We start from the raw sequence: 21586 nt of genomic DNA, 5'->3' as shown, positions 1-21586 counted from the left end.
TTGGAGGTTGCAGATGCACAGTGAAATATTAGATAAAATAAACAATGAAGTTAAAAATGGAAATAAAGTTGCTTTTGCAATGCTTACAGAGGTTAAAGGTTCAAGTCCCGGAAAAGCAGGAGCAACACTTGCATATTTTAAAGATGGAAGTATAATTGGAACTGTTGGTGGAGGAATATTAGAGTATGAGATTATAAATAAATGCAAAGAGTGTTTAGAGAATGAAAATGATAGTCTATTCAAACATTTATTAAATGATAAGTCAGAAGATACACCGATGCAGTGTGGTGGCAGTGTTACGGGATATATAAAAGTATTTAAACCGAAGCCTAAGTTATTAATAGTTGGAGCTGGACATGTTGGAATTAACTTATATAATGTATCTAGAACTTTAGATTTTTATACTATAATAGTTGATGATAGAGAAGAGTTCGCAAATGAAGAAAGATTTAAATTTGCAAATGAGATATATTCTGGAAATATAAAAAATATTTTAAGTAAGCTAAACATAGATGACAATACATATGTAATAATAGCAACTAGAGGGTATGAGAAAGACTTAGAAGCTTTAAGAGAGATTATAAAAAATGATCCTCCGTATATAGGAATGATTGGAAGTAATAAAAAATGGGAAAAAATAAAAGATGATTTAGCTAAAGAAAATATAAGTTCAGATAAATTAAATAAAGTATATGCACCAGTAGGACTTAATATATGTTCAAATGAGGTGAATGAGATAGCTTTTGGCATAATAGCAGAGCTATTATTAGTTAAAAACAAAGGAGATTTATCTCATAGAAAAGACAAAAAACTAAAAAGATAGATGAAATTAAAAAAGGAGATTGATTATGTATACAGTTGCGATAATAACACTTAGTGATAAAGGATATGAAGGTCAAAGAGAAGACTTAACTGGGCCTAAAATAAAAGAATATATTGAAGAAACTAATAGATATAATGTGGTAAGTTATAGATTATTAAAAGATGACAGTCAAATGTTGCAAGAAGAGCTTATAAAAATCTGTGATAATGAAATAGCAGACTTAATATTAACTAATGGAGGAACAGGTTTTTCTAAAAGGGATATAACACCAGAAGCTACTAAATTAATTATAGAAAAAGAAATACCAGGAATTAGTGAATATATGAGAATGAAATCTAGTGAAATAACTAAAAAAGCTATTTTGAGTAGAGGGGTTAGTGGAATTAGAAAAAATTCTTTAATAATAAATTTACCAGGGAGTCCTAAAGGGGCAATTGAAAACTTAAGTTTTGTAATGGATACTTTAGATCATGGAATAGATATTTTAAAAGGACAAGCTACGGAATGTGCCACGAATAGTCAAAAATAGTATATAATAACTATATATAAAATAGGCAAGTAAAGAGGGTAGCTAGTTATGAATGATAGATTTGGAAGAAATATAAATTATGCACGTATTTCATTAACTGATAAATGTAATTTAAGATGTGTTTATTGTATGCCATCAGATGCAGAATTTAAACAAAAGGGTATAAATGAATTATTAAGTACAAATGACTATAAGTTTATTATAAAAGGTCTTGTTGAATTAGGTATCAATAAGATTAGATTTACAGGTGGAGAACCTTTACTGCATCCAGATATTGTTGAACTTATAAGATACACTTATGAAGAATGTGGAATTGATAATATAGGGATAACCACTAATGCAATAGGACTTTGTGATATTGCAGATGAGCTTTATAAAAATGGACTAAAGAGCGTAAATATAAGTGTGGATTCATTAAAAGAATATAGATATAAAAGTGTTACTAGAGGTGGAGACCTAAAAGAGGTAATAAAGGCCATAAATAAATGTTTAAGTGTTGGGCTTAAAGTAAAGATAAACTGTGTAGTTATAAAGGATTTTAATGAAGATGAAGTATTAGACTTTATAATGATGACAAGTATATACCCAATAGATGTTAGATTTATTGAATTAATGCCATTAGGAGAAGGTAATAAATTATACCAATATGGATATTTTAATATATTTGAAATGATAGAAAATATAGATGAGATGTATAAGGTTAATAATGAAGAAAATAGTGCAGCACAATATTATAAGTATAAAGGTGCAAAAGGTAGAGTTGGAGTAATAACACCAATGAGTTGCTCATTTTGTAGTACATGTAATAGAATTAGGGTTACATCAAATGGATCTATAAAATTATGTTTACACTCTAAGGAAGAGTTAGATATAAAGCCCTATCTTAATAAACCTTTGATATTTAGGGAAATAATGAAGGAAAATATATTAGAGAAGCCACAAAAGCATCACTTAAATGAAAATCAGCAAAGTGATACAAATAGAAATATGTATCAGATAGGAGGCTAAAATGCTAACTCATATAAATGAAAAAGGTTATGCAAAGATGGTAGATATAAGTGAAAAAGAGGATACAAGTAGAACCGCTACAGCAGTAGCTACTATAACAATTAATAAAGAAGTAATAGAAAAGATAAAAAATGGTCAAGTAAAAAAAGGTGATGTACTATCGGTAGCTCAGGTAGCCGGAATTATGGGAGCTAAAAATACTTCTCTTAATATTCCTATGTGCCATCAAATTAATTTAGTAGGTTGTGATTTAGATTTTGAAATAGATGATAAAAACAATAAAATAAAAATATTTGCAACATGTAAATCTTTAGGGAAAACAGGTGTAGAAATGGAAGCATTAAATGCCTGTTCGATAGCTGCACTTACAATATATGATATGTGTAAAGCTATTGATAAAAGGATGATTATTGAAAACATTCATTTATTAGAAAAAAAGGGTGGAAAATCAGGTGATTTTAAATTTTAATTAGGGAGATATAAAATGGCAAAAGTAGTATCAATTAATATAAGTGAGAAAAAAGGGACTATAAAAGTACCTGTAGATAAAGCTGAAATAAAATTAAATCATGGAATTGTGAATGATGCGCATGCTGGTAATTGGCATCGTCAAATTTCAATGCTGGCAAGTGAAAGTATTGATAAAATGAAGCAAAAAGGGTTTAATCATTTGAAATTTGGAGATTTTGCGGAGAACATAACAACACAAGGAATAGAAGTATATTTACTGCCGATAGGATCTAAATTGAGAATTGGAGAATGTGAAGTTGAGGTTACTCAAATTGGTAAGAAATGCCACTCTGGATGTGAAATAAAAAAAATTACAGGAGACTGTGTGATGCCTAGAGAAGGTATTTTTGTAAAGGTAATAAAAGAAGGTAATATTAAAATAAATGATAATATTGAAGTATTAAAATAAAAGTATGGTAAAAACCATACTTTTATTTATTTCTAAAATCTTTTATTTTGTCAATCATTTTATTTTTTATATCATTAGATAAATGAGCAGACTTTAGTTTAGAGTTATTAATATGATCATATATAGGATCTAAAAATTCGACTTCTACTGGATGAGAGTGTATTTTACCAATTGGCTCAAATCCTTCGTATATATCTCGTGAATTTTTTATAACTAATGGTACAATAGGACAATTTGCCTTATAGGCTATCTTAAGTGCACCATTTCTAAAGTCAGATACTATTGCATTTGGGTCTTTTATCCAAGTTAAATCCCCTTCTGGGAAAACAGCCATACTATGACCTGAAAGTATGTTTTTAGATGCTTCTAATATGCTCTTTATGCCTTCTCGGTTGTTAGATCTATTTATATAGATACATTTTATAATATTTGCCCAGTCCTTTATTATAGGCATGTTTTTCCACACGGGTTCATCAGCTATTAAACATCCTACAGGTCTATCAACACTAGCCATAAGTATAAAACTATCTAACATACTTGCATGATTCATAACAAATAAAACCGGTTCTTCAGGAATTTTATCTTTTCCTAAAATTGTTAATTTTATATTTATAAAATCAAGAGATTTTTTTGCTTGATTATTAAGAAAAGAGAACTTTTCTATGGAAGAAAATTTTTCTGGTGATTTTTTAAACTTAATAAGTTTGGGCAGAGCCAAAGAAAAACCTATAAATTGATAAGTTGCAAACTTTATATAATTTAACAATATTGTTCATCTCCTAAAAATAAGATTATCTTCAAAGAATAATTTTATCATAAAATGATTAGTTTTACAAAAAAATAAGTACTAAATATTAGTATTTAGTCATAAAAAATATATGGATTAGAATATAAATCAATATGAAGATATATTATGAATTTGTATAAAAAATATTTACAAAAATAAAAAATAAAAATTAAAAATCAAAAATATTTTGTATAAATTATATTTTAGGAGGAGAACATGGTAAAGCAATTAAATAGAGGATCTGAAGAAAAGTTATTTAGAATAAGAATATTATCTCATAAGGGTGATAAAGTACATATAAAATTACCTATAACATTTGTAAAAAAACTTATTCAAAATAATGCATTAGATATATTCAACAATGAAGATGATATAATTGATAGTGAAAAGTTATTAGCATTAATAGTTAATGCATTTAATTATAATTTAAATGGTGAAATTGCACGTTTAGAAAGAAGTAATGGAGATATTATAAAAATAATAATTGATTAATAATTTAAAATATTTAATATAATAAATTATATTAAAAAAGAGTATTAAAAAATTTAATACTCTTTTTAGTGTTTATTTTATTTTTAAGACTTGTTTTGATATATTAGAAGCATGATCAGAAACTCTTTCTAAGTTTGAAAGTAAGTCTAGATATAATACTCCAGAATCTAGAGAACATGCATTCTCACTTAATCTATCCATATGAGATTTTCTAAATAATTTTTCTAAGTAATTTACTTCTTTTTCAGAATCTAACACCTTACGAGCTAAATCCAAGTCTCCATTATCTAATGCTATTAATGAATTTTTAAAATTAGCTAAAGCTTTTTCGTATATATCTGTTATTTCATCGATTGCATTTTCTGAGAACTTTAAGTCTGCATCTATAAGATTTTGAGCTATTTCTGCTATATTTTCTGCATGATCGGAAACTCTTTCAATATCATTTACTGTATGGAACAGTAAATCTGTTTTTACTCTTTCGTCGTCGTTTAGAGGAGACTTCGATAATTTTAAAAGATAATTTAATAAATCTTTTTGAAGTTTATTAACTATATTTTCAGTTTCAAATGTATCTTTTACTAATTGAGCATCTTTATTTATAAGTCCTTTTAAAGAGTAATCCAACGCAGTTGCTGCTTTGTTCCCCATTCTAAGTACTTCTTTAACTGTATTACCAAGAGCTATAGAAGGAGTCTCTAGCATTCTTTCATCTAAGAATTTAGTATTGCTTGTGTTTTCTTTCTCAGTTGATTTTTCTGGAACTAAAAGCATAGCAATTTTTACTATAAATTTAGAGAATGGTAAAAGTATTACAACATTTATTAGATTGAATAATGTATGAGCATTAGCTATTTGTCTAGCTGCGTCATTTGGATCCATTTTGGTAACTATAGCTTGTATAGGAATATTTAAAATAAGCATAAATATGATAGTTCCTATAACATTGAAAGTTAAATGCATTATAGCTGCTCTTTTAGCATTTCTACTTGCTCCTATACTAGATAACAAAGAAGTAACGCATGTACCTATATTATCCCCGTAAAGTATAGGAAGTGCGGATGTTAAAGGTAGCAAACCTTCAGAAGCTAGGGCAATTAGCATACCCATAGAAGCACTTGAACTTTGAACTATACCTGTTATTAAAAAACCAGCAAGTATTCCTAAAATAGGGTGAGCTCCAAAGTATAATAAAGCATCTCTAAATTGAGGTAAATCAGCTAAAGGTTTTACAGCATCTTTCATAAATTCCATACCAGTAAATAGTATACCAAAACCAATTAAAATTTCAGCTAGATGCTTATTTTTTTCTTTTGATGAAAATAAAAATATGATAATACCTATTCCAAGGGCAACAGGAGCAAGACCTTCTAAGTTAAAAGATACAAGCTGAGCAGTTACTGTAGTACCTATATTAGCACCCATTATAACACCTATTGCTTGAGGTAAACTCATTATCCCTGCATTTACAAAACCAACAACCATGACAGTAGTAGCACTAGAACTTTGGATAATACCAGTAACTACGACTCCAACTAAAACTCCCATAAGAACATTACTTGTAAGAAGTTCTATAATTTTTTTTAATTTATCTCCCGCGGATTTTTGAAGGCCTTCTCCCATAAGGTTCATTCCATAAAGGAAAAGTCCAAGACCTCCGATAAGACTTATTGCTATGTCCAACTTTGTGTCCTCCTTAAATGTAATTAAAATTATTCTTTTTATTAGTTTGTCCATAAAATTCAAAATAAAACTTTTTTAAGTTAGATTTGAACCCATGTACTAATATAAAAACGGTAAACTTTTATTTAGAAAATTAGATAATTAATAAGAAAATAAACAAAAACTTATTAGCCCCATATATAAATATAAACAAAAATGTAAAAAAAGTATATAAATGTAAAAAAAATATAACAAAAGATAAATTAACGTATATAATAGTAGTAAGGATAACCTTGAATATTTAGGATTTAAAATATATATTGTAAAGATTTAAAAGAGGAGATTGTTTTATGGTAGATAAAAAGGTAGCAGTAGCACTTTGTGCTACTACAATAGGGTTTGCAATGGCATCAACTGATTCGTTTGCAAATGAAAAGCAAGGTATTATAACAGTAAGTGCTTTAAACATAAGGAGTGGACCAAGTACAAGTTACTCTGTAGTAACAAAAGCATATAAAGGGGAAAAAGTAGAAATATTAGAAAGCTCTGATGGATGGCATAAAGTAAAATTGTCAAATGGAAACATAGGATGGGGAAGTAGTTCTTACATAAATTTAGATGGAAATCTAGGATCAGTAGCTCCAGAAACACCTTCTACAGGTAAAAAGGCTACAATAACAACAAGCTCATTAAACATAAGGAGTGGACCAAGTACAAGTTACTCTGTGGTAACAAAGGCATATAAAGGGGAAAAGGTAGAAATACTAGAAAACTCAAGTGGATGGTATAAAGTTAAGTTATCAAATGGAAAAGTAGGCTGGGGAAGTGGATCTTATATAAGTTTAGACGGTGATTCAGGGCAAATAGACCAGGAAAGACCTGTTAATCCAGAAGTACCATCAACAGGAAAAGAAGGAGTAATAACAACTAGCTCGTTAAATATAAGGAGCGGACCAAGTACAAGTTACTCTATAATAACAAAAGTATCAAAAGGAGAAACTGTAGAAATATTAGAAAGCTCTAATGGATGGTATAAAGTTAAGTTATCAAATGGAAAAGTAGGATGGGGGAGTGGATCTTATATAACAGTAGGTGGTAATTCAGGATCTACAAATCCAGAAAACCCAACAAATCCAGAAACACCTTCAATAGGTAAAAAAGGAAAAATAACGACAAGTTCATTAAATATAAGAAGTGGACCAAGTACAAGTTACGCTGTAATAACAAAGGCATCAAAAGGTGAATCTGTAGATGTAATAGAAAGTTCAAGTGGATGGTATAAGGTAAAATTATCAAATGGAAAAATAGGATGGGGGAGTAGTTCATATATAAGCCTAAATGGAGAATCATCTGATAATACAAACAATGGAAATAGCTCAAATAATGGATCATCTGAAAATAACGGTAATGGTAGTGAGTCAGTTCCACAAGATAAAGCACAGGCTATTATTGATATTGCTAAAGCTCAAATAGGAAAACCTTACGTGTGGGGAGCAGAAGGACCTGATACTTTTGATTGTTCAGGATTAACATATTATGTATATGGAAAAGTAGGAATAAAGTTACCTAGAGTATCAAGAGATCAATACAGCGTTGGGACATATGTAAATAGATCTAACTTACAGCCTGGAGATTTATTATTCTCAAGTACAGATGGAAGTGGAAATATAACACATGTTGGGATATACATCGGTAATGGAGAAATGATACACTCACCTAAACCAGGATCTAATGTTCAAATAACTAATATAAACAGCTCTTATTGGCAAAATGCTCATGTAGGTGCTAAAAGAGTTATATAGTGAAAAAAGTTGTCTAAAATAGTATTTTTATTTTAGACAACTTTTTTATATTACTATTCAGCTTAAGAATAAAAATTTTGAAAAAATTATTCTTAAATATTAGTTTAAGCACTAAAGTTAATTTATATAAATAGTGCAAATAATAATAACGAAGCTAAGCCAAAGCAAGCTATATTTTGATGGTTATTATTACAACTCTTATTAGAATAATACTTATTAGAACATTTAACGCTAGAGCAGTATTTGCACTTATTAGATTTATTATTATATTTATAATAATTTTTTCTTTTTTTACAACATTGAAATTTAATATTCTTATCATTAGAAGATTTATAATTATTTATCTTTGAGTTATAGCTATCGTCTATTAAGTTGCAATTGTTTTCATCTGAATAGATAGAACAAGATTTCAAACCACAATGACTATGATTTTGATTATTTTCAATAGTTTTGCAATTGCAAAAACATGGATAATGATTACAAGTGCTACAAATATTTATAGAAGTCTGATAAAATCTATTTTCATTCACAAAAATTCCCCTTTAAATTTATTTTTAATAAATAATATGACAAAAATGTTTAAAAAGTTACAATTTGTAGAATATAATATATAAACTTAATAATTTATTTAAAAAATTTATAAAATATAATATGGTTTATAAAGCTTACTAAAAAAAGGCTAATATTAATAATTTAAAAAGATTTTTAGCGTATAAAGTAAATAACTTTTGGATTTACCGAGTCTATCATATATAATAGAATAAATAAGTTAATAGAGGTGAGACATTTGGAGTTTGAGTTGGTTAATAGGTATAAGACCGAAATAAATAAAGATTTTAGAAAGTATGCAGAATCAGTACTAAAAGAATATGGTTTTACAGTAGCTAATTTAAAGTATTTATTTATAATTGAGAGAAATCAAGGTATAAATTTAAATGAAATAGCTACTGAGCTTAACATAGATAAAGCAATGGTTACAAGAGGAATAAAAAAACTTGTTGATTTAGGTTATGTAAATAAAAATCAAGATGAGAATGATACAAGAGCATATAAACTTACGCTTAGTGATAAGGGAAATCAAATATTAAATTCTCTTAGAGGGATATTCAAAGAATGGTTTGATAAAGTTACTCATGATTTTTCTGATGAAGAAAGAACAATATATATAAAGTTAATGAAAAAAGTATATGAAAATAGAGTATATAAATCATAATAAAATATTTTTACAAATAGTATTAAAAAAATTTAATACTATTTTTTTTATTTTAAAATAATTTTTCTATTTAAAAATTATTTTAAAAAATATTTTTATTTATAAAAAATAATCACATGTCTTATTAAAATATTAAAAAAATTACAAGGGAAAATGTTATTTACAATATGTGCTACTTATAGATATATATAAATAAGAAAATCATAGAAAAAAATTATTTGAATCATAAGAAAACGTGATAGTTTAATAACGACAAAAATAGTTGACTTAGTCAAAAGTTAGGAATATAATAAGTTCTATCGAAAAAATTTAACATAAATTTAATAATTCAAGAGGTGAGTACAAATGGAAAATACAGTAGAAGCAATTGCAACTAACAACTTATTATTAATATTTGCGGCTATTGCTATAACGGGTATAGTATTAGGAAAAGTTAGTGAAATTATAAAAGTGCCAGACGTTATATTATATTTAATTGCAGGAATAATAATTGGACCAGCAGTCCTTAACTTAATAAGTATAGAGTCTTTCCCTATAGAAAATAATTTAATACTTACATTTGGTTCAGCGTTCATATTATATGAGGGTGGTAGAGAAATAAATTTAAAAGTTTTAAATAAAGTAAAGATAAGTGTTGGTATGTTAGCAACAATTGGAGTTATAATATCAGCTGGTGTAGTTGGAATATTTGCTGGAAAAATATTCGGATTACCTATAATGACAGCATTACTTTTAGGTGCTGTTATAGCATCAACAGATCCAGCAGCTTTAATACCAGTATTTAAACAAGTAACTATAAAAGATAAAATAAAGCAAACTGTAGTTAGTGAGTCAGCATTCAATGATGCAGTAGGAGCCATATTAGTATCAACATTATTAGGTGTTGTAACAAGTGGACAATTATCAATAGCAAAAAGCTTAGAAGAATTAGTTATATCAACTGTTGTAGGAATAAGTGTTGGTGTAGCTATGGGGTATATATTCTCAGTATTAATATCTGACAAGAAGTGGGGAATATTTCATTCATATGCTCCAATAATGTCTATATTAAAAGTCGCATTAGCATATGAAGTAGCTGTACTTTTACATGGTAGCGGATATATGGCAGTATTTATAGCAGGACTAATAGCAGGAAATAAAAAATTATTTGGCCTTTGGGTTCCAGAATATGATTTCCATTCAGAGCATTGTTTTAGAGATAGTGTTGGATCATTATGTCGTATGGCTATATTTGTAGTACTAGGAACACAAGTTAATCTAGCTGCACTTTCAAAATATTGGGCTCCAGCATTAGCTGTTGTATTAGTATTGATGTTTATTGCTAGACCATTAGTAGTTTTAGTATCTACATCATTTGATAAAAGTGCAAAGTGGTCTTTTAAAGATAAACTATTCATGATGTGGGTTAGAGAAACTGGTGTTATACCTGCTGCACTATCAGGGATAATAGTTTCTATGAAAATACCTGGATATGAAATAATATCATCAGTTGTATTTATGACTATATTAGTAACTTTAATTGTACAAGCAAGTACAACTAAGCTAGTAGCTAAAAAGCTTGGAGTATTAGAAGAAGGACAAGAAGCAAAAATAAAATCAGTAGCTTAAAACTTTAAAACCCAGAGGAATTTTATCCTCTGGGTTTATTTAGCTTGGAATGTTTCACAACTATCATTTTCTAAGTTAATTTGAACGTGACTAGCACCACAACCACCGCTAAAATTGTATTTACAGTTAATAGCAGAGCAAGATATATTTTGAGTTCCTGTCAAAGATGAATGATCATCAAAACTTGACAAATTAAATGAATGAGCATCTCTAAAACTATCGCAATAAGTTTCAGGTGTTATATAAGCATCAAATCCTTCAATTTTAATATGAGATGCATAGCAATTACCAGATTTATTAAAAGCGCATGTACTATCTGCACAATTTAGATTACTTTGCATAAAATTACCTCCTAAAAATAACTATATTAAATAGTATGACAATTTTTTTATTATTTAATCACTAAAAGATAGAGATTTATTAGTTAGGATAATATATTAATGAAGAATATAATCGATGGCATAGTGAAAATGTCTAATAAAAATGCAGCAACAAGGGGAACTACTATAAATGCCTTTTCAGAATAACCGTAAGAACCACTTACTGAATGCATATTAGCTAATGCGTTGGGTGTAGCACCTAAACAATGTCCAATTATTCCACTTACCATAATAGCAGCATCTAAATTTTTACCTAAAGCTTTAAAGACTACAAATACAGAAAATAAAACTATAAATATAGCTTGGGAAATAACTATTAAAACAATAGGTCCAAATAAATTAGAAAGTTTAAATAAATCTATACTCATAAGGGCCATAGTCAAAAATAACCCTAAAGAAATTTCGCTTAATAATTCAATTACATTAAAGTCAAAATTAACAAAATTTATTTTATCATTTATATTTCTTAAAAATACTGAAATTATCATACATCCTGTTATACTTGGAATTAATATATTAGTAGTATTAAAAACAATCTTAGATATAAATTCTCCTACACTTATGCAAATTAAAATAATTAAAATTTGCTCTAAAAAAGATAAAACATCTAGTTTATATGAATTAGAGGGAGTTATAGAGAGATTATTAGCATTATTATTTTTTAATAATTTTAAATTTGAAGTATATAATTTTGAAGATAAATTATTTTTTTCTATAAGATATTTTGCAACAGGACCACCTAATAAACCAGCAAATATGAGCCCGAAAGTGGCAGCAGCTATTCCTACACTAATAGCATTATCTATTCCAAGTCCTTCTATTGTAGATCCAAATGCAGCAGCAGATCCATGTCCACCTACCATGGATATTGTTCCACACATAAGACCTAAAAGAGGATTTATATTAGTTAGTTTAGATAATAAAAGTGCTAATATATTTTGCGAAAATGCTAAAACTCCACAAAGTATCCAGTAAATAATGAGCTCCTTACCTCCTTTTTTGACAATGGAAAGACTTATTCCAAGCCCTACTGTAGTAAAGAAAAAACATATTAAATAACCCATTAGATTAGTGTTCATAGTTATAGTACAAACATTAAAATATCTTAAAAGCAAATTAAAGATACAAAACAAAAGGCCTCCAACTACAGGTGCTGGAATGCAAAATTTGTTAAATAAATTTATTTTATTTTTTAAAAAGTTTCCGATAAAAAAAAGAGAAATAGAAAGTATAAGTGTAGATATAATATTTAAATCAATTAATATCAAATGTATCCCTCCAAAATATTTATAATTAATAAAATATATTAATAATTAGGACAAAATATTAAAAAAAGAGATAATTAAAATAAATTTATTTTAATTATCTCTTTTTTTAATATGAAAGATTAGAGAGTATTTAAAATTTTGAAAAAATCGTTTACACTATCAGGTATATATCGACCTTTATAATAGTCTAATTTTATAGACTCAAAGTCTTCAACTGATTTAACTGATGTAGGTCTTTCTTCAAATATGCCTTTAAGATTAAAGTTTTTGTCAAGTACACACACTGTAGGACCTTTAAAGTTCTCCTTATCGATATTTAATATAGAAGATAAATATTTTTTACCTCTAGCCATAGTTATAATCGAGAGATTAAAGTTTGAATTTATATCACAAAATTTTTTTAATATACTTACATTAATTTGAAAATCAGGACACCAAATTTCGCCAGATACTAAAAAATTAACTTCAAAGTCAATGTTTTTTAAAAATTCAATTTTATCTTCTTCTAAGATTATTCTAGAATAGTTTTTAGGAATTCTAGCTCTTTCATTTTTTGTTCCTTGGCCAACTGCACTTTCAAAGTTAACACCAACATCGAATAATTCTTTTAGGCTCATTTCAGTCATAAGTTACCTCCTAAATAATTTTATATAAATATACTAACATTAATTAAATACATTATCTATAAGTATAATAAAAATTAAAATTATATGATGAGTTTATAAATTAATTAAAGCATAATATATACTAAAATTAACCGTATAATTGCATAAAGCATATATACGTCTGTAATATTTAGGGAGGAGAAAAATTAAGGATATTAAAATATTAAATGGATTATTAATAGTTACAATAGGTATAAATATTACAGTCAAGAAAATTTAAAAAAGGAGGTGATTTTGAAAAAATATCTAAAGATATAAATATAATTAGAGAAAATATCCAAACTATATAATATATCTATAAATATAAAAAAATAGAAAGGATATAAATTTATGGAATTAAGAGATCATTGGATAGAATCTATAAATATCAGAAAATCAAGACGTACGTATTTAGAAAAAGAATTAAATGATACTGATATATTATCGATTATAAAGTTAATCGAGGAGATAAATGAAGAGAGCAAATTAAACATACAGTTTATTAAAAATGGGAAACAGTGTATAAGTGGGTTTAAAGCTTCTTATGGAATGATAAGCGGAGTTAATTCATTTGTAGCCTTAGTGGCTAATAAAGATATAGAAAATTATAAACAAAAAGTTGGATATTATGGAGAAATGATTGTTTTACAAGCTACTTCATTAGGGCTTGGATCTTGTTGGGTAGGAGGAACATACGATAAATCATTATGTGAAACGTATATAAAGCTTAGAGATAATGAAGATCTAGTGTGTATAATTGTAATAGGACATACTCCAAAAGAGTTATCTATAAAAGAAAAAGTAGTAAAAAATTTAAATAAGAAAAATAAAAATATAAGAGACTTATTAATTAGTAATCAAAAAGATTTATATTCTTGGATGGAAAGCGGTGCAGAATTTGCATTAAAGGCTCCATCAGCACTAAACAAGAAAGAAATATCATTTGAAGTTAATGATGGAAGAGTCAACGCTATAATAGATAGTAAAAATCATGGATATGAAGATATTGATTTAGGTATTAGCATGTTACATTTTGAACTAGGTGCAAAAAAAGAGGGATATGTGGGAAATTGGCATAATGAAAACGGAAGCTATATTTTCTATTAATCTAACATGAGAAGAAAATATATTATATATAATGCAATTATGGCAATTCTTTCATTAGTAATTGCCATAATTTTAGTTTTAGAGCTAACTTTAGATTTAAGTTATGAGGTACAGTTTATATTAAACAGTATAGATTTGATAATATGGATTATATTTGTAGCAGATTATGTAATAAGGCTTTATAAGAGTAAAAATAAAACAAAATTTGTAAAACGAAACCTTATAGATTTAATTTCTATAATACCTGTATACTCTATATTTAGAGTTTTTAAAGCAATTAGAATACTTACTATAGGGCGGATAGCACGTATATCTGAATTAAGCAAAGTAATAAGGATTTTAGCAATAACAAGAAGGTCAAATAAAAACTTATCTGAATTTATGAAGACTAATAATTTTAATTATACTGTTGGAATAGCCATAGTTATTATATTTGCTGGGTCTGTAACTATGTCATATGTAGAAAATATTAGTCTAGGAGATGCATTATGGTGGAGTATTGTAACGATAACTACAGTTGGGTATGGAGATATTTCTCCAGTTACACCACTAGGACGCATTGTTGCATCTATTTTAATGATAATGGGCATAGGATTTTTAGGTTCATTGACATCAACTCTATCAACATATTTTATAAAAAAGGAAAAACTAAAATATCAAGAAATGTTAAAGGAAAATGAAGAATTACAAGAACAAAATGAAAAGGAAGATATTATAGAAATTTTAGGTGGCGAACAAGCTATAGACAATGGCAATGATAAAAAAGACAATAGTATAAACATAGAAATACCAGAAAATATAAATCAAAATGAAGTAGAATATAAAAATAGCGTAGTAAAAGATATAATTAATAGACTAGAAAAATTTGATCAAATAACAGAAGAAGAGCTTAAAACTATGTTTAAGGTATTAATGTCTTTAAAGGATGAATAAAATATTGAAAAAATCTATATATAGATGAATCGATATAGAAAAAAACATTAAGAATGGATGAAGAAAAATGTTAAAATTTAGGGAGGGATAAAATAATTTAAGGGGGATATTTATGATAAATTTACCAGATAAATTTGATAGTTTTAATGAAGCTAGAAGAAATGGATTTATAAAAGCGAAAGAATTAAAAGAAAGTGGCAAAAAAATGGTTGGTACATTTTGTACATATACTCCAGCGGAGATTCCAATGGCAGCTGGTGCTGTAACTGTTGGAGTTTGTGGTGTAAGTGAAGAGCCTATTCCAGATGCAGAAAAAGTTCTACCAAGAAATCTTTGCCCACTAATTAAATCAAGTTATGGACATGCTATAACAGACACATGTCCTTATTTTTACTTCTCAGATATGTTAATAGGTGAAACAACTTGCGATGGAAAGAAAAAAATGTATGAAGAATTAGCTAAGGTAAAACCTACTCATGTAATGCATTTACCTAATATGCAAAGAGGAGAATATACATATAAACTTTGGAAAGAAGAAATAAGAGTATTAAAAGAAGAAACAGAAAAATTATTAGGTGTGACTATAACCGATGAGGATATTAAATTAGCTATAAAAGACAAGAATGAAGAAAGAAAATTACTAAAAGAATATTATGAGTTAGCCAAATTAAAACCATCTGCTTTAACAGGTATGGAGTTACATCAAGTATTATATCAATCAGGATTTAAATTCGATAGAGAAGAGCTTAAATCAGAACTAAGAAACTTAATAGATGCAATGAAAAAAAGATATGAAGATGGAAATTGCCCAGTTAATAAAGATAAACCGAGAATATTAATTACAGGATCGCCAATAGCAGGAATAAATGAGAAAATTATAAAGACGATAGAAGATAGCGGAGCTTCAATAGTAGCATATGAACTTTGTGGTGCAATAAGAAACAATGATGAGCTTGTTGATGAAAATAATGAAGATGTATACGATGCATTAGCTAAAAAGTATTTAAATATAGGATGTTCTTGTATGATGCATAATGATAATAGAGTAAAGATGCTAGATAGATTAGTAGATGAATATGAAGTTGATGGTGTTATAGATGTAGTACTTCAAGCTTGTCATACATTTAATGTTGAAAGTTATAGAATGAAAGAATTTATAACTAATGAAAAACATATACCATACATGACTATAGAAACTGATTATTCTAAGTCTGATACAGAACAGTTAAGAACTAGATTTGAAGCATTTATAGAAATGATAGAAGATGGGGTTTGTGTAAAATAGGAGGAATAATGTATAGTATAGGGATAGACTCAGGATCAGTAGCTACAAAAGGGGTACTATTTGATGGAGAGAAAATAGTTAAGAAAGTGGTTATGCCAACAGGATGGAGTCCTAAAACTTCTTCTAAACAGGTGCTTGAAATATTATTAGAAGGAATACTAAAAGAGGATATAAAAAAAATAGTAGGAACAGGGTATGGAAGAGTTAGTATGGATTTTGTAGACAAAAAGGTAACTGAAATCACATGCCATACTAAAGGAATACACTTTTTAAATAAGAATATTAAGACTATTTTGGATGTTGGGGGACAAGACAGCAAGATTATAAATTTAGACAATGAAGGAAGTATTGCTAATTTTATGATGAACGATAAATGTGCAGCAGGAACAGGTCGATTTTTAGAGATAACGTCAAACTTATTAGGCAGCGATATACAAGATATAGATTCCCTAGCTAAGGATAAAGAGCCAGTAAATATATCATCTATGTGTACGGTATTTGCAGAAAGTGAAATTGTTAGCTTATTGGCTCAAAATGTAAAGAAAGAAAATGTAGCCGCAGGTATATTACAATCTATAGCCAATAAATCAGTAGCGATGTTAAATCGTGGTGAGATAGTAGATGAAATTGCATTTACTGGAGGTCTTGCTAAAAGTAATGTTCTTGTAGATATGATAGAAAAAATACTTGAAAAAAAATTATTTATAGCAGAGGATACTCAAATAATTGGAGCGTTAGGAGCTGCTGTAATAGGATTTAAATAAAATATCCCTATACAATAATATTTATTGTATAGGGATATTTATATATTAAATAAATTAATGTATTAAGGGGTATATAATACAAAAACTTTTGATAGCTTTAATTTAGAATAGATTTATAAAAATCTAAGCTGACTTTCTCTAAAGATGTTTTGTTCGGATTGAAATTTATATCTTTTAGATAGTTATAAAATTTCAAATCATAAACATAATTACTATGTTCATATGTACTACCATAGTATCTGTAGTCTAAATATTTTGCAAATCCTGAAATTAAATTTTCTAAGCACCAATCTTCAAATGGGTAAGATGTAGTATAAAGATCATTATACATATTTACAAAGTTTTGATTTTTTTGAAGTTGCGTAGATAAAGCTAAGAAATCCTCATTTGTAGATAATGTTTTAAATAATGGTCTAGAATATTTATAAAATGGTAAACTTACAACATCAAGTATTGTTGAATTTGGGCTTATTGTAGAAACCATAAAGTTATCATATTCAAAGGAGTGTGTTTCAACTGGATTAAAGCTATAATACATAAGAGATTTATAATTTTTATCCAATGTTACTCCGGATACTTTCTCTACAAATTTTAATGCATTAACATCGTTTATTGAAAGCTTTTTATTTAATTCATGAGCTTTTTTTTCGTAAAAGTTATCTTTTTTATTAATGTAATCTTTAAAGTACTCACTATAAAAATATTTTAAAAACTTGTCCAAATCTTTTTTTAAAAAATCTGGTAAATTGAGACTATTATCTGAATTTATTTTATTTACAATATCTTCAACCGAACAATCATCATCTAAGGTGATGACACTATTTATATAGTCCCAAGAATCTCTAGATAAAAATAAATTATTTAAAACTTTTTTCATTTCAATATCCATTGATTCGTAAGTCTTAACTAACCATTTGTAGTGTTTATAATCGCTCCTAGAAGAATTTTTATAATAAGATTCACTGAATTTATTAGGATTAGATACATTTACATTATACATTTCGTATGCTGTTTGTATTAGTGAAACTTTTAGTGTAAGACCTTTTACTACTATGTCAGGACTATTATTTTCAGAGATAGCATCAGTACTTGAGCAACCGCTAAAAATAAGCATGGATAATGCAATTAATATAATAAAAAATTTTCTTATGCTCAAGTTAAGACCTCCTTAATAATTATATTAATAAAGTATTTATAAAATAATAATCATAAATATTTTATTCAATTGCTATATATAATAAGTTAAATTAAAAAAATAAAATTCCTTTTAAAATCATTCAACAGTAAATGCTTATAAAATTTAGGAAAAATAATAGAAAATTGACAAAAAAAATGTTTTAAAAGGTTACAGTAATATAAAAAGTTATAATTGCTTCCATAAATATTTTGTATTTTGGAGAATTAAGTATATAATTAAAGCTAAAAATATTAAAAAATAAATCTAAGAAACAATAAGGTGCAAAAATGAATTTAAAAGATAAGATAAATACTTTTCCTAAAACTCCTGGTGTATATGTTATGAAAGATAAAAATGGAGAACCGATATATGTAGGTAAATCTAAAACATTACAAAGTAGAATAAAAAGTTATTTTATTAATTCTAAAGCACACTCTAGGAAAATTCAAAGGATGGTAAAAGGTATCTATGATATTGATATAATAAATACTGATACAGAATTGGATGCATTACTTTTAGAGTGCAAAATGATAAAAGAAATAAAACCAATATATAATAAATTAATGAAAAATCATGAAAATTATTTATATTTAAAAATAAATAATTCTATAAAATATCCATATTTAGAAGTGGTAAATGAGATGATTGATAATAGTTTATATTTTGGACCATATGCTATAGGAAAAAAATTATATGACATTAAAGATATAATAAATCAAACATACAAATTGCGTGGATGCAAAAGAATGAAAAAATGCATTAAATATGATTTAAGTCAATGTTTAGGTCCTTGTAGAAATGTAATAGATGAGCAGGATTATCAAAAAAAAATAAATGAAATTATAAGTGATTTAAAAGGTTATTCTAAAAATATATTAACAAATTTAGAAGATTGTATGAAAAGTGAAATTAATTTATTAAACTTTGAGAAGGCATCTGAATTAAAGGGAAATATAGACATGATAAATACTTTGTTCAATAAACAAAATATAATAAATGAAACTATATATAAAGAAAATATATTAGCTTGGATAAAAATAAATTGTGAGTATTATAAGATTTATATTATAAAAAATGGTAAATTAGTAGATTGTGAAGTATTAAAAATTAAACAATTTGAAAAATTAGAAAAAAAAGATTACTTTTTTTATAAACTTAATTTATTAGATCAAAAAAAAATTAGTAATAAAGGAATAGCAAATGAAAAGTATGACTTAGATTTTATAATTATAATAAATTCTTATATAAAGCATAGTAAAGAAATAATGTATGTTGTATTTTAATAAAATATTAATAAATTAATTCTAGAAGGAAAAACTAATATCAATTAATCTATAGGAGGTATTAGTATGGAATTAAAAAATGATGGAATGATAGGTAATTTACCTAAAAACATAAATAAAGAAATTCCAATTCCAAATTCAGATGCGTGTAGAATATGTAAATTAGTAAAAGATGCAGGAGAAGTAATTGGATATGAATTAACTAATGGTCAAATGGTAAATAAAGAACAAGCAATTACTATGGCAAAAGAAGGACAGATTGCAGGTGTAGCAGTAGCAACAAATAAAGGCAATGAATATTTAAGAAGTCTACCAGATGAAACTGAAAATAATAATTTAAGTAATTTACCTGTTCTAAAGCAGTAGATAAAATTATAGTTAGTTATGACTGGAAGTGAGTAAATATTAATAATAAGGAAGAGTTTGATATACTCAAAAACATATTAAAAAAGAAACAGATAAGTTATAATGAGTTTAATCAACTTATAGGTAATTATTTTGTAAAAGATTATGAAGAGTTAGAGGATAACTATTACTTAATAAAAGTAATAAGTAATTTAGTACCAGGAGAAAATTATTATATTGATTATATAGAAATTATAGAATAAATTTTGTATTTTTAATTAATATTGTTAGATTTAATAATCTAAAGTAATTAGATAAAAAACCGTACATATATAATGTATGGTTTTTATTTTTTTTTAGTATAAGTAGATAAGTAGTACTTTGACTAATAGAAAAATATTACAAAAATTGATATAATTATAGTGAATGTGATATAGATAGCATTAAATAAGAACATATAATACATAGTATTAAAACATTTTAGGTATTAATATGTAAATTTTTTATTTTTATAAATATTTTAGTTGGAAATAAAGGAAGGGGGAGAATAAAGTGAATTTTGTAGGTAATAGGTATGAATTATTAAACGTTGAAGAACATATAGAATTAAATAAAATGTATGAAGCTAGAGATGCATATACAAATGATAAAGTATTAATAAAGATAATAGAACATAATGATAATATATGTGGAAATTTTATATCGAATTTAATTGATGAAAGTACAATGCTACAACAGATTAATTCACCGTATATACTAAATATTATAGACGTAGGTATTCATTGTACAGAATTAACAACACTTTATTATATGGTAAGTGATTACTCAGATGGAATTACATTAGAAAATGTAATAAGAGGAAACTACCTTCACTTAGAGGCTATAGTTAATATAGCAACACAAGTTGTTAAGGCATTAGAGAGTATAAATGAACAGGGTATGTATCATGGTGATTTAAATCCATCTAATATATTAGTTGATGAATTTTATAATGTAAAGGTATGTAATTTTGGATTAACTAAAGCTAATAGCGGAATAAATCCAAGAGCTTGTGGGCAAATAAAGTATCTATCTCCTCATCAATTATGCATAAATTATACCGATTCAGAAAGCGATCTTTTTGCTTTGGGTCTTATGCTTTTTGAATCAATTTTTAAAAAGCTTCCTTTTGAAGAATGTACAAGTGAAGAAGATTTGTTACGTAAAATAGATAAAGGTGTTAATTGGAGAAAATATAAAGCAATAAATGGAAATGATGCACTTATAAGTATTATTAAAAAGCTTCTAAGTAGAGGGAAGAAGTATGAAAGTACCAAAGATATAATAATTGATTTAAGTTTAGTAATGTATGAAAAAGCGGATATAGAAGATGAAAGAATAGAAGATAAAATATGTTTAGAAAATATGTCAGTAGCGATTACAAACACAACATATAAAAAAAATAGGCTTATGGTAGCTTGTGCTATGCTAGGATTAATAATTGCAATGATAATTAGTATGATATAAAAAATGTCTCAAAGAAATTTGAGGCCTTTTTTTTATTAAAATTTACAAAAG

General features: G+C 26.6%; 23 protein-coding genes. 16 read left to right on the top strand and 7 right to left on the bottom strand.

Going from position 1 to position 21586, the window contains the following annotated elements:
* The first annotated feature begins 13 nt into the window (after positions 1-13).
* Genes BLP75_RS04715 through BLP75_RS04695 form a run of 5 tightly spaced genes read left to right on the top strand, consistent with a single transcriptional unit; the run spans position 14 to position 3279 of the window.
* Positions 14-823 carry an XdhC family protein gene (locus tag BLP75_RS04715; RefSeq protein ID WP_092724321.1) on the top strand — a complete coding sequence of 270 codons (810 nt, stop codon included), beginning with the start codon at positions 14-16 and terminating at the stop codon, positions 821-823.
* Positions 824-848: 25 nt separating this feature from the next.
* Positions 849-1352 (top strand): MogA/MoaB family molybdenum cofactor biosynthesis protein, encoded by a 504-nt coding sequence (locus BLP75_RS04710; RefSeq protein WP_092724319.1) that lies wholly within the window; start codon positions 849-851, stop codon positions 1350-1352.
* Between the two features lie 48 nt (positions 1353-1400).
* Complete coding sequence (gene moaA, locus BLP75_RS04705) at positions 1401-2360, top strand: GTP 3',8-cyclase MoaA (RefSeq protein ID WP_092724317.1); 960 nt, start codon at positions 1401-1403, stop codon at positions 2358-2360.
* A gap of 1 nt (position 2361) precedes the next feature.
* Positions 2362-2829 (top strand): cyclic pyranopterin monophosphate synthase MoaC, encoded by a 468-nt coding sequence (gene moaC / locus BLP75_RS04700; RefSeq protein WP_092724315.1) that lies wholly within the window; start codon positions 2362-2364, stop codon positions 2827-2829.
* Between the two features lie 15 nt (positions 2830-2844).
* Entirely contained in the window at positions 2845-3279 is a 435-nt protein-coding gene (locus BLP75_RS04695; RefSeq protein ID WP_092724313.1) for an MOSC domain-containing protein, read from the top strand.
* A gap of 22 nt (positions 3280-3301) precedes the next feature.
* Here BLP75_RS04695 and BLP75_RS04690 read toward each other — a convergent pair whose 3' ends face one another.
* Entirely contained in the window at positions 3302-4045 is a 744-nt protein-coding gene (locus BLP75_RS04690; RefSeq protein WP_092724311.1) for a lysophospholipid acyltransferase family protein, read from the bottom strand.
* A gap of 237 nt (positions 4046-4282) precedes the next feature.
* Here BLP75_RS04690 and BLP75_RS04685 point away from each other — a divergent pair, with 237 nt between their 5' ends.
* Positions 4283-4558 carry a hypothetical protein gene (locus BLP75_RS04685; protein ID WP_092724309.1) on the top strand — a complete coding sequence of 92 codons (276 nt, stop codon included), beginning with the start codon at positions 4283-4285 and terminating at the stop codon, positions 4556-4558.
* 72 nt (positions 4559-4630) lie between these two features.
* Here BLP75_RS04685 and BLP75_RS04680 read toward each other — a convergent pair whose 3' ends face one another.
* Positions 4631-6241 (bottom strand): Na/Pi cotransporter family protein, encoded by a 1611-nt coding sequence (locus BLP75_RS04680; protein ID WP_092724307.1) that lies wholly within the window; start codon positions 6239-6241, stop codon positions 4631-4633.
* Positions 6242-6570: 329 nt separating this feature from the next.
* Here BLP75_RS04680 and BLP75_RS04675 point away from each other — a divergent pair, with 329 nt between their 5' ends.
* Complete coding sequence (locus BLP75_RS04675) at positions 6571-8022, top strand: C40 family peptidase (RefSeq protein WP_092724306.1); 1452 nt, start codon at positions 6571-6573, stop codon at positions 8020-8022.
* Positions 8023-8144: 122 nt separating this feature from the next.
* On the opposite strand, the gene BLP75_RS04670 is transcribed toward BLP75_RS04675, so the two are convergent.
* Positions 8145-8552, bottom strand: coding sequence for a hypothetical protein (locus BLP75_RS04670; RefSeq protein WP_092724304.1), 408 nt, complete (start codon positions 8550-8552; stop codon positions 8145-8147).
* Positions 8553-8809: 257 nt separating this feature from the next.
* Here BLP75_RS04670 and BLP75_RS04665 point away from each other — a divergent pair, with 257 nt between their 5' ends.
* Together BLP75_RS04665 and BLP75_RS04660 are read left to right on the top strand one after the other, a co-directional pair.
* Positions 8810-9235 carry a MarR family winged helix-turn-helix transcriptional regulator gene (locus BLP75_RS04665; RefSeq protein WP_170139160.1) on the top strand — a complete coding sequence of 142 codons (426 nt, stop codon included), beginning with the start codon at positions 8810-8812 and terminating at the stop codon, positions 9233-9235.
* A gap of 345 nt (positions 9236-9580) precedes the next feature.
* The gene (locus BLP75_RS04660) at positions 9581-10843 is read left to right on the top strand and encodes a cation:proton antiporter (protein ID WP_092724300.1); all 1263 of its coding nucleotides are present in this window, start codon (positions 9581-9583) and stop codon (positions 10841-10843) included.
* A 35-nt stretch (positions 10844-10878) separates the two neighbouring features.
* Here BLP75_RS04660 and BLP75_RS04655 read toward each other — a convergent pair whose 3' ends face one another.
* The 3 genes from BLP75_RS04655 to BLP75_RS04645 all read right to left on the bottom strand — a co-directional run bounded on the left by BLP75_RS04655 (position 10879) and on the right by BLP75_RS04645 (position 13117).
* Positions 10879-11184, bottom strand: a complete 306-nt coding sequence (locus BLP75_RS04655; RefSeq protein WP_092724298.1) for a DUF1540 domain-containing protein — start codon at positions 11182-11184, stop codon at positions 10879-10881.
* Positions 11185-11267: 83 nt separating this feature from the next.
* Positions 11268-12491, bottom strand: coding sequence for a sodium/glutamate symporter (locus tag BLP75_RS04650; RefSeq protein WP_092724296.1), 1224 nt, complete (start codon positions 12489-12491; stop codon positions 11268-11270).
* A 119-nt stretch (positions 12492-12610) separates the two neighbouring features.
* Entirely contained in the window at positions 12611-13117 is a 507-nt protein-coding gene (locus BLP75_RS04645) for a thioredoxin family protein (protein WP_092724294.1), read from the bottom strand.
* A 369-nt stretch (positions 13118-13486) separates the two neighbouring features.
* On the opposite strand from BLP75_RS04645, the gene BLP75_RS04640 reads away from it, so the two are divergent.
* From BLP75_RS04640 to BLP75_RS04625, 4 genes are all read left to right on the top strand, one after another.
* Positions 13487-14242: a nitroreductase family protein gene (locus BLP75_RS04640; protein ID WP_092724292.1), complete on the top strand. Its 756-nt coding sequence runs from the start codon at positions 13487-13489 to the stop codon at positions 14240-14242.
* A gap of 6 nt (positions 14243-14248) precedes the next feature.
* Positions 14249-15175: a potassium channel family protein gene (locus BLP75_RS04635; protein ID WP_092724290.1), complete on the top strand. Its 927-nt coding sequence runs from the start codon at positions 14249-14251 to the stop codon at positions 15173-15175.
* 112 nt (positions 15176-15287) lie between these two features.
* Positions 15288-16460 (top strand): double-cubane-cluster-containing anaerobic reductase, encoded by a 1173-nt coding sequence (locus BLP75_RS04630; RefSeq protein ID WP_092724288.1) that lies wholly within the window; start codon positions 15288-15290, stop codon positions 16458-16460.
* An 8-nt stretch (positions 16461-16468) separates the two neighbouring features.
* The gene (locus BLP75_RS04625; protein ID WP_092724286.1) at positions 16469-17224 is read left to right on the top strand and encodes an acyl-CoA dehydratase activase; all 756 of its coding nucleotides are present in this window, start codon (positions 16469-16471) and stop codon (positions 17222-17224) included.
* A 97-nt stretch (positions 17225-17321) separates the two neighbouring features.
* Here the strand turns inward: BLP75_RS04625 and BLP75_RS04620 are convergent, their stop codons facing one another.
* A complete protein-coding gene (locus BLP75_RS04620) occupies positions 17322-18380 on the bottom strand; it encodes a hypothetical protein (protein ID WP_092724284.1) in 1059 nt (352 codons plus the stop codon).
* A 308-nt stretch (positions 18381-18688) separates the two neighbouring features.
* Between BLP75_RS04620 and BLP75_RS04615 the strand changes: the two genes are divergently transcribed.
* The 3 genes from BLP75_RS04615 to BLP75_RS04605 all read left to right on the top strand — a co-directional run bounded on the left by BLP75_RS04615 (position 18689) and on the right by BLP75_RS04605 (position 21535).
* Positions 18689-19684: a GIY-YIG nuclease family protein gene (locus tag BLP75_RS04615; RefSeq protein WP_092724282.1), complete on the top strand. Its 996-nt coding sequence runs from the start codon at positions 18689-18691 to the stop codon at positions 19682-19684.
* 66 nt (positions 19685-19750) lie between these two features.
* Positions 19751-20050 (top strand): DUF3892 domain-containing protein, encoded by a 300-nt coding sequence (locus BLP75_RS04610; protein ID WP_092724280.1) that lies wholly within the window; start codon positions 19751-19753, stop codon positions 20048-20050.
* A 531-nt stretch (positions 20051-20581) separates the two neighbouring features.
* Complete coding sequence (locus tag BLP75_RS04605) at positions 20582-21535, top strand: protein kinase domain-containing protein (RefSeq protein WP_092724278.1); 954 nt, start codon at positions 20582-20584, stop codon at positions 21533-21535.
* Positions 21536-21586 lie beyond the last annotated feature (51 nt).

Source organism: Romboutsia lituseburensis DSM 797 (assembly GCF_900103615.1).
Lineage (GTDB): Bacteria > Bacillota > Clostridia > Peptostreptococcales > Peptostreptococcaceae > Romboutsia_F > Romboutsia_F lituseburensis.
Note: the sequence above shows the minus strand (reverse complement) of the source record. Positions and strands in the feature narration are given on the sequence as shown.

What these genes read in the sequence shown, in the direction of transcription:
- BLP75_RS04715 (WP_092724321.1), top strand. Translation starts at nt 14, where the DNA reads ATGCACAGTGAAATATTAGATAAAATAAACAATGAAGTTAAAAATGGA.
- BLP75_RS04710 (WP_092724319.1), top strand. Translation starts at nt 849, where the DNA reads ATGTATACAGTTGCGATAATAACACTTAGTGATAAAGGATATGAAGGT.
- moaA (WP_092724317.1), top strand. Translation starts at nt 1,401, where the DNA reads ATGAATGATAGATTTGGAAGAAATATAAATTATGCACGTATTTCATTA.
- moaC (WP_092724315.1), top strand. Translation starts at nt 2,362, where the DNA reads ATGCTAACTCATATAAATGAAAAAGGTTATGCAAAGATGGTAGATATA.
- BLP75_RS04695 (WP_092724313.1), top strand. Translation starts at nt 2,845, where the DNA reads ATGGCAAAAGTAGTATCAATTAATATAAGTGAGAAAAAAGGGACTATA.
- BLP75_RS04685 (WP_092724309.1), top strand. Translation starts at nt 4,283, where the DNA reads ATGGTAAAGCAATTAAATAGAGGATCTGAAGAAAAGTTATTTAGAATA.
- BLP75_RS04675 (WP_092724306.1), top strand. Translation starts at nt 6,571, where the DNA reads ATGGTAGATAAAAAGGTAGCAGTAGCACTTTGTGCTACTACAATAGGG.
- BLP75_RS04660 (WP_092724300.1), top strand. Translation starts at nt 9,581, where the DNA reads ATGGAAAATACAGTAGAAGCAATTGCAACTAACAACTTATTATTAATA.
- BLP75_RS04655 (WP_092724298.1), bottom strand. Translation starts at nt 11,184, where the DNA reads ATGCAAAGTAATCTAAATTGTGCAGATAGTACATGCGCTTTTAATAAA.
- BLP75_RS04645 (WP_092724294.1), bottom strand. Translation starts at nt 13,117, where the DNA reads ATGACTGAAATGAGCCTAAAAGAATTATTCGATGTTGGTGTTAACTTT.
- BLP75_RS04640 (WP_092724292.1), top strand. Translation starts at nt 13,487, where the DNA reads ATGGAATTAAGAGATCATTGGATAGAATCTATAAATATCAGAAAATCA.
- BLP75_RS04635 (WP_092724290.1), top strand. Translation starts at nt 14,249, where the DNA reads ATGAGAAGAAAATATATTATATATAATGCAATTATGGCAATTCTTTCA.
- BLP75_RS04630 (WP_092724288.1), top strand. Translation starts at nt 15,288, where the DNA reads ATGATAAATTTACCAGATAAATTTGATAGTTTTAATGAAGCTAGAAGA.
- BLP75_RS04625 (WP_092724286.1), top strand. Translation starts at nt 16,469, where the DNA reads ATGTATAGTATAGGGATAGACTCAGGATCAGTAGCTACAAAAGGGGTA.
- BLP75_RS04615 (WP_092724282.1), top strand. Translation starts at nt 18,689, where the DNA reads ATGAATTTAAAAGATAAGATAAATACTTTTCCTAAAACTCCTGGTGTA.
- BLP75_RS04610 (WP_092724280.1), top strand. Translation starts at nt 19,751, where the DNA reads ATGGAATTAAAAAATGATGGAATGATAGGTAATTTACCTAAAAACATA.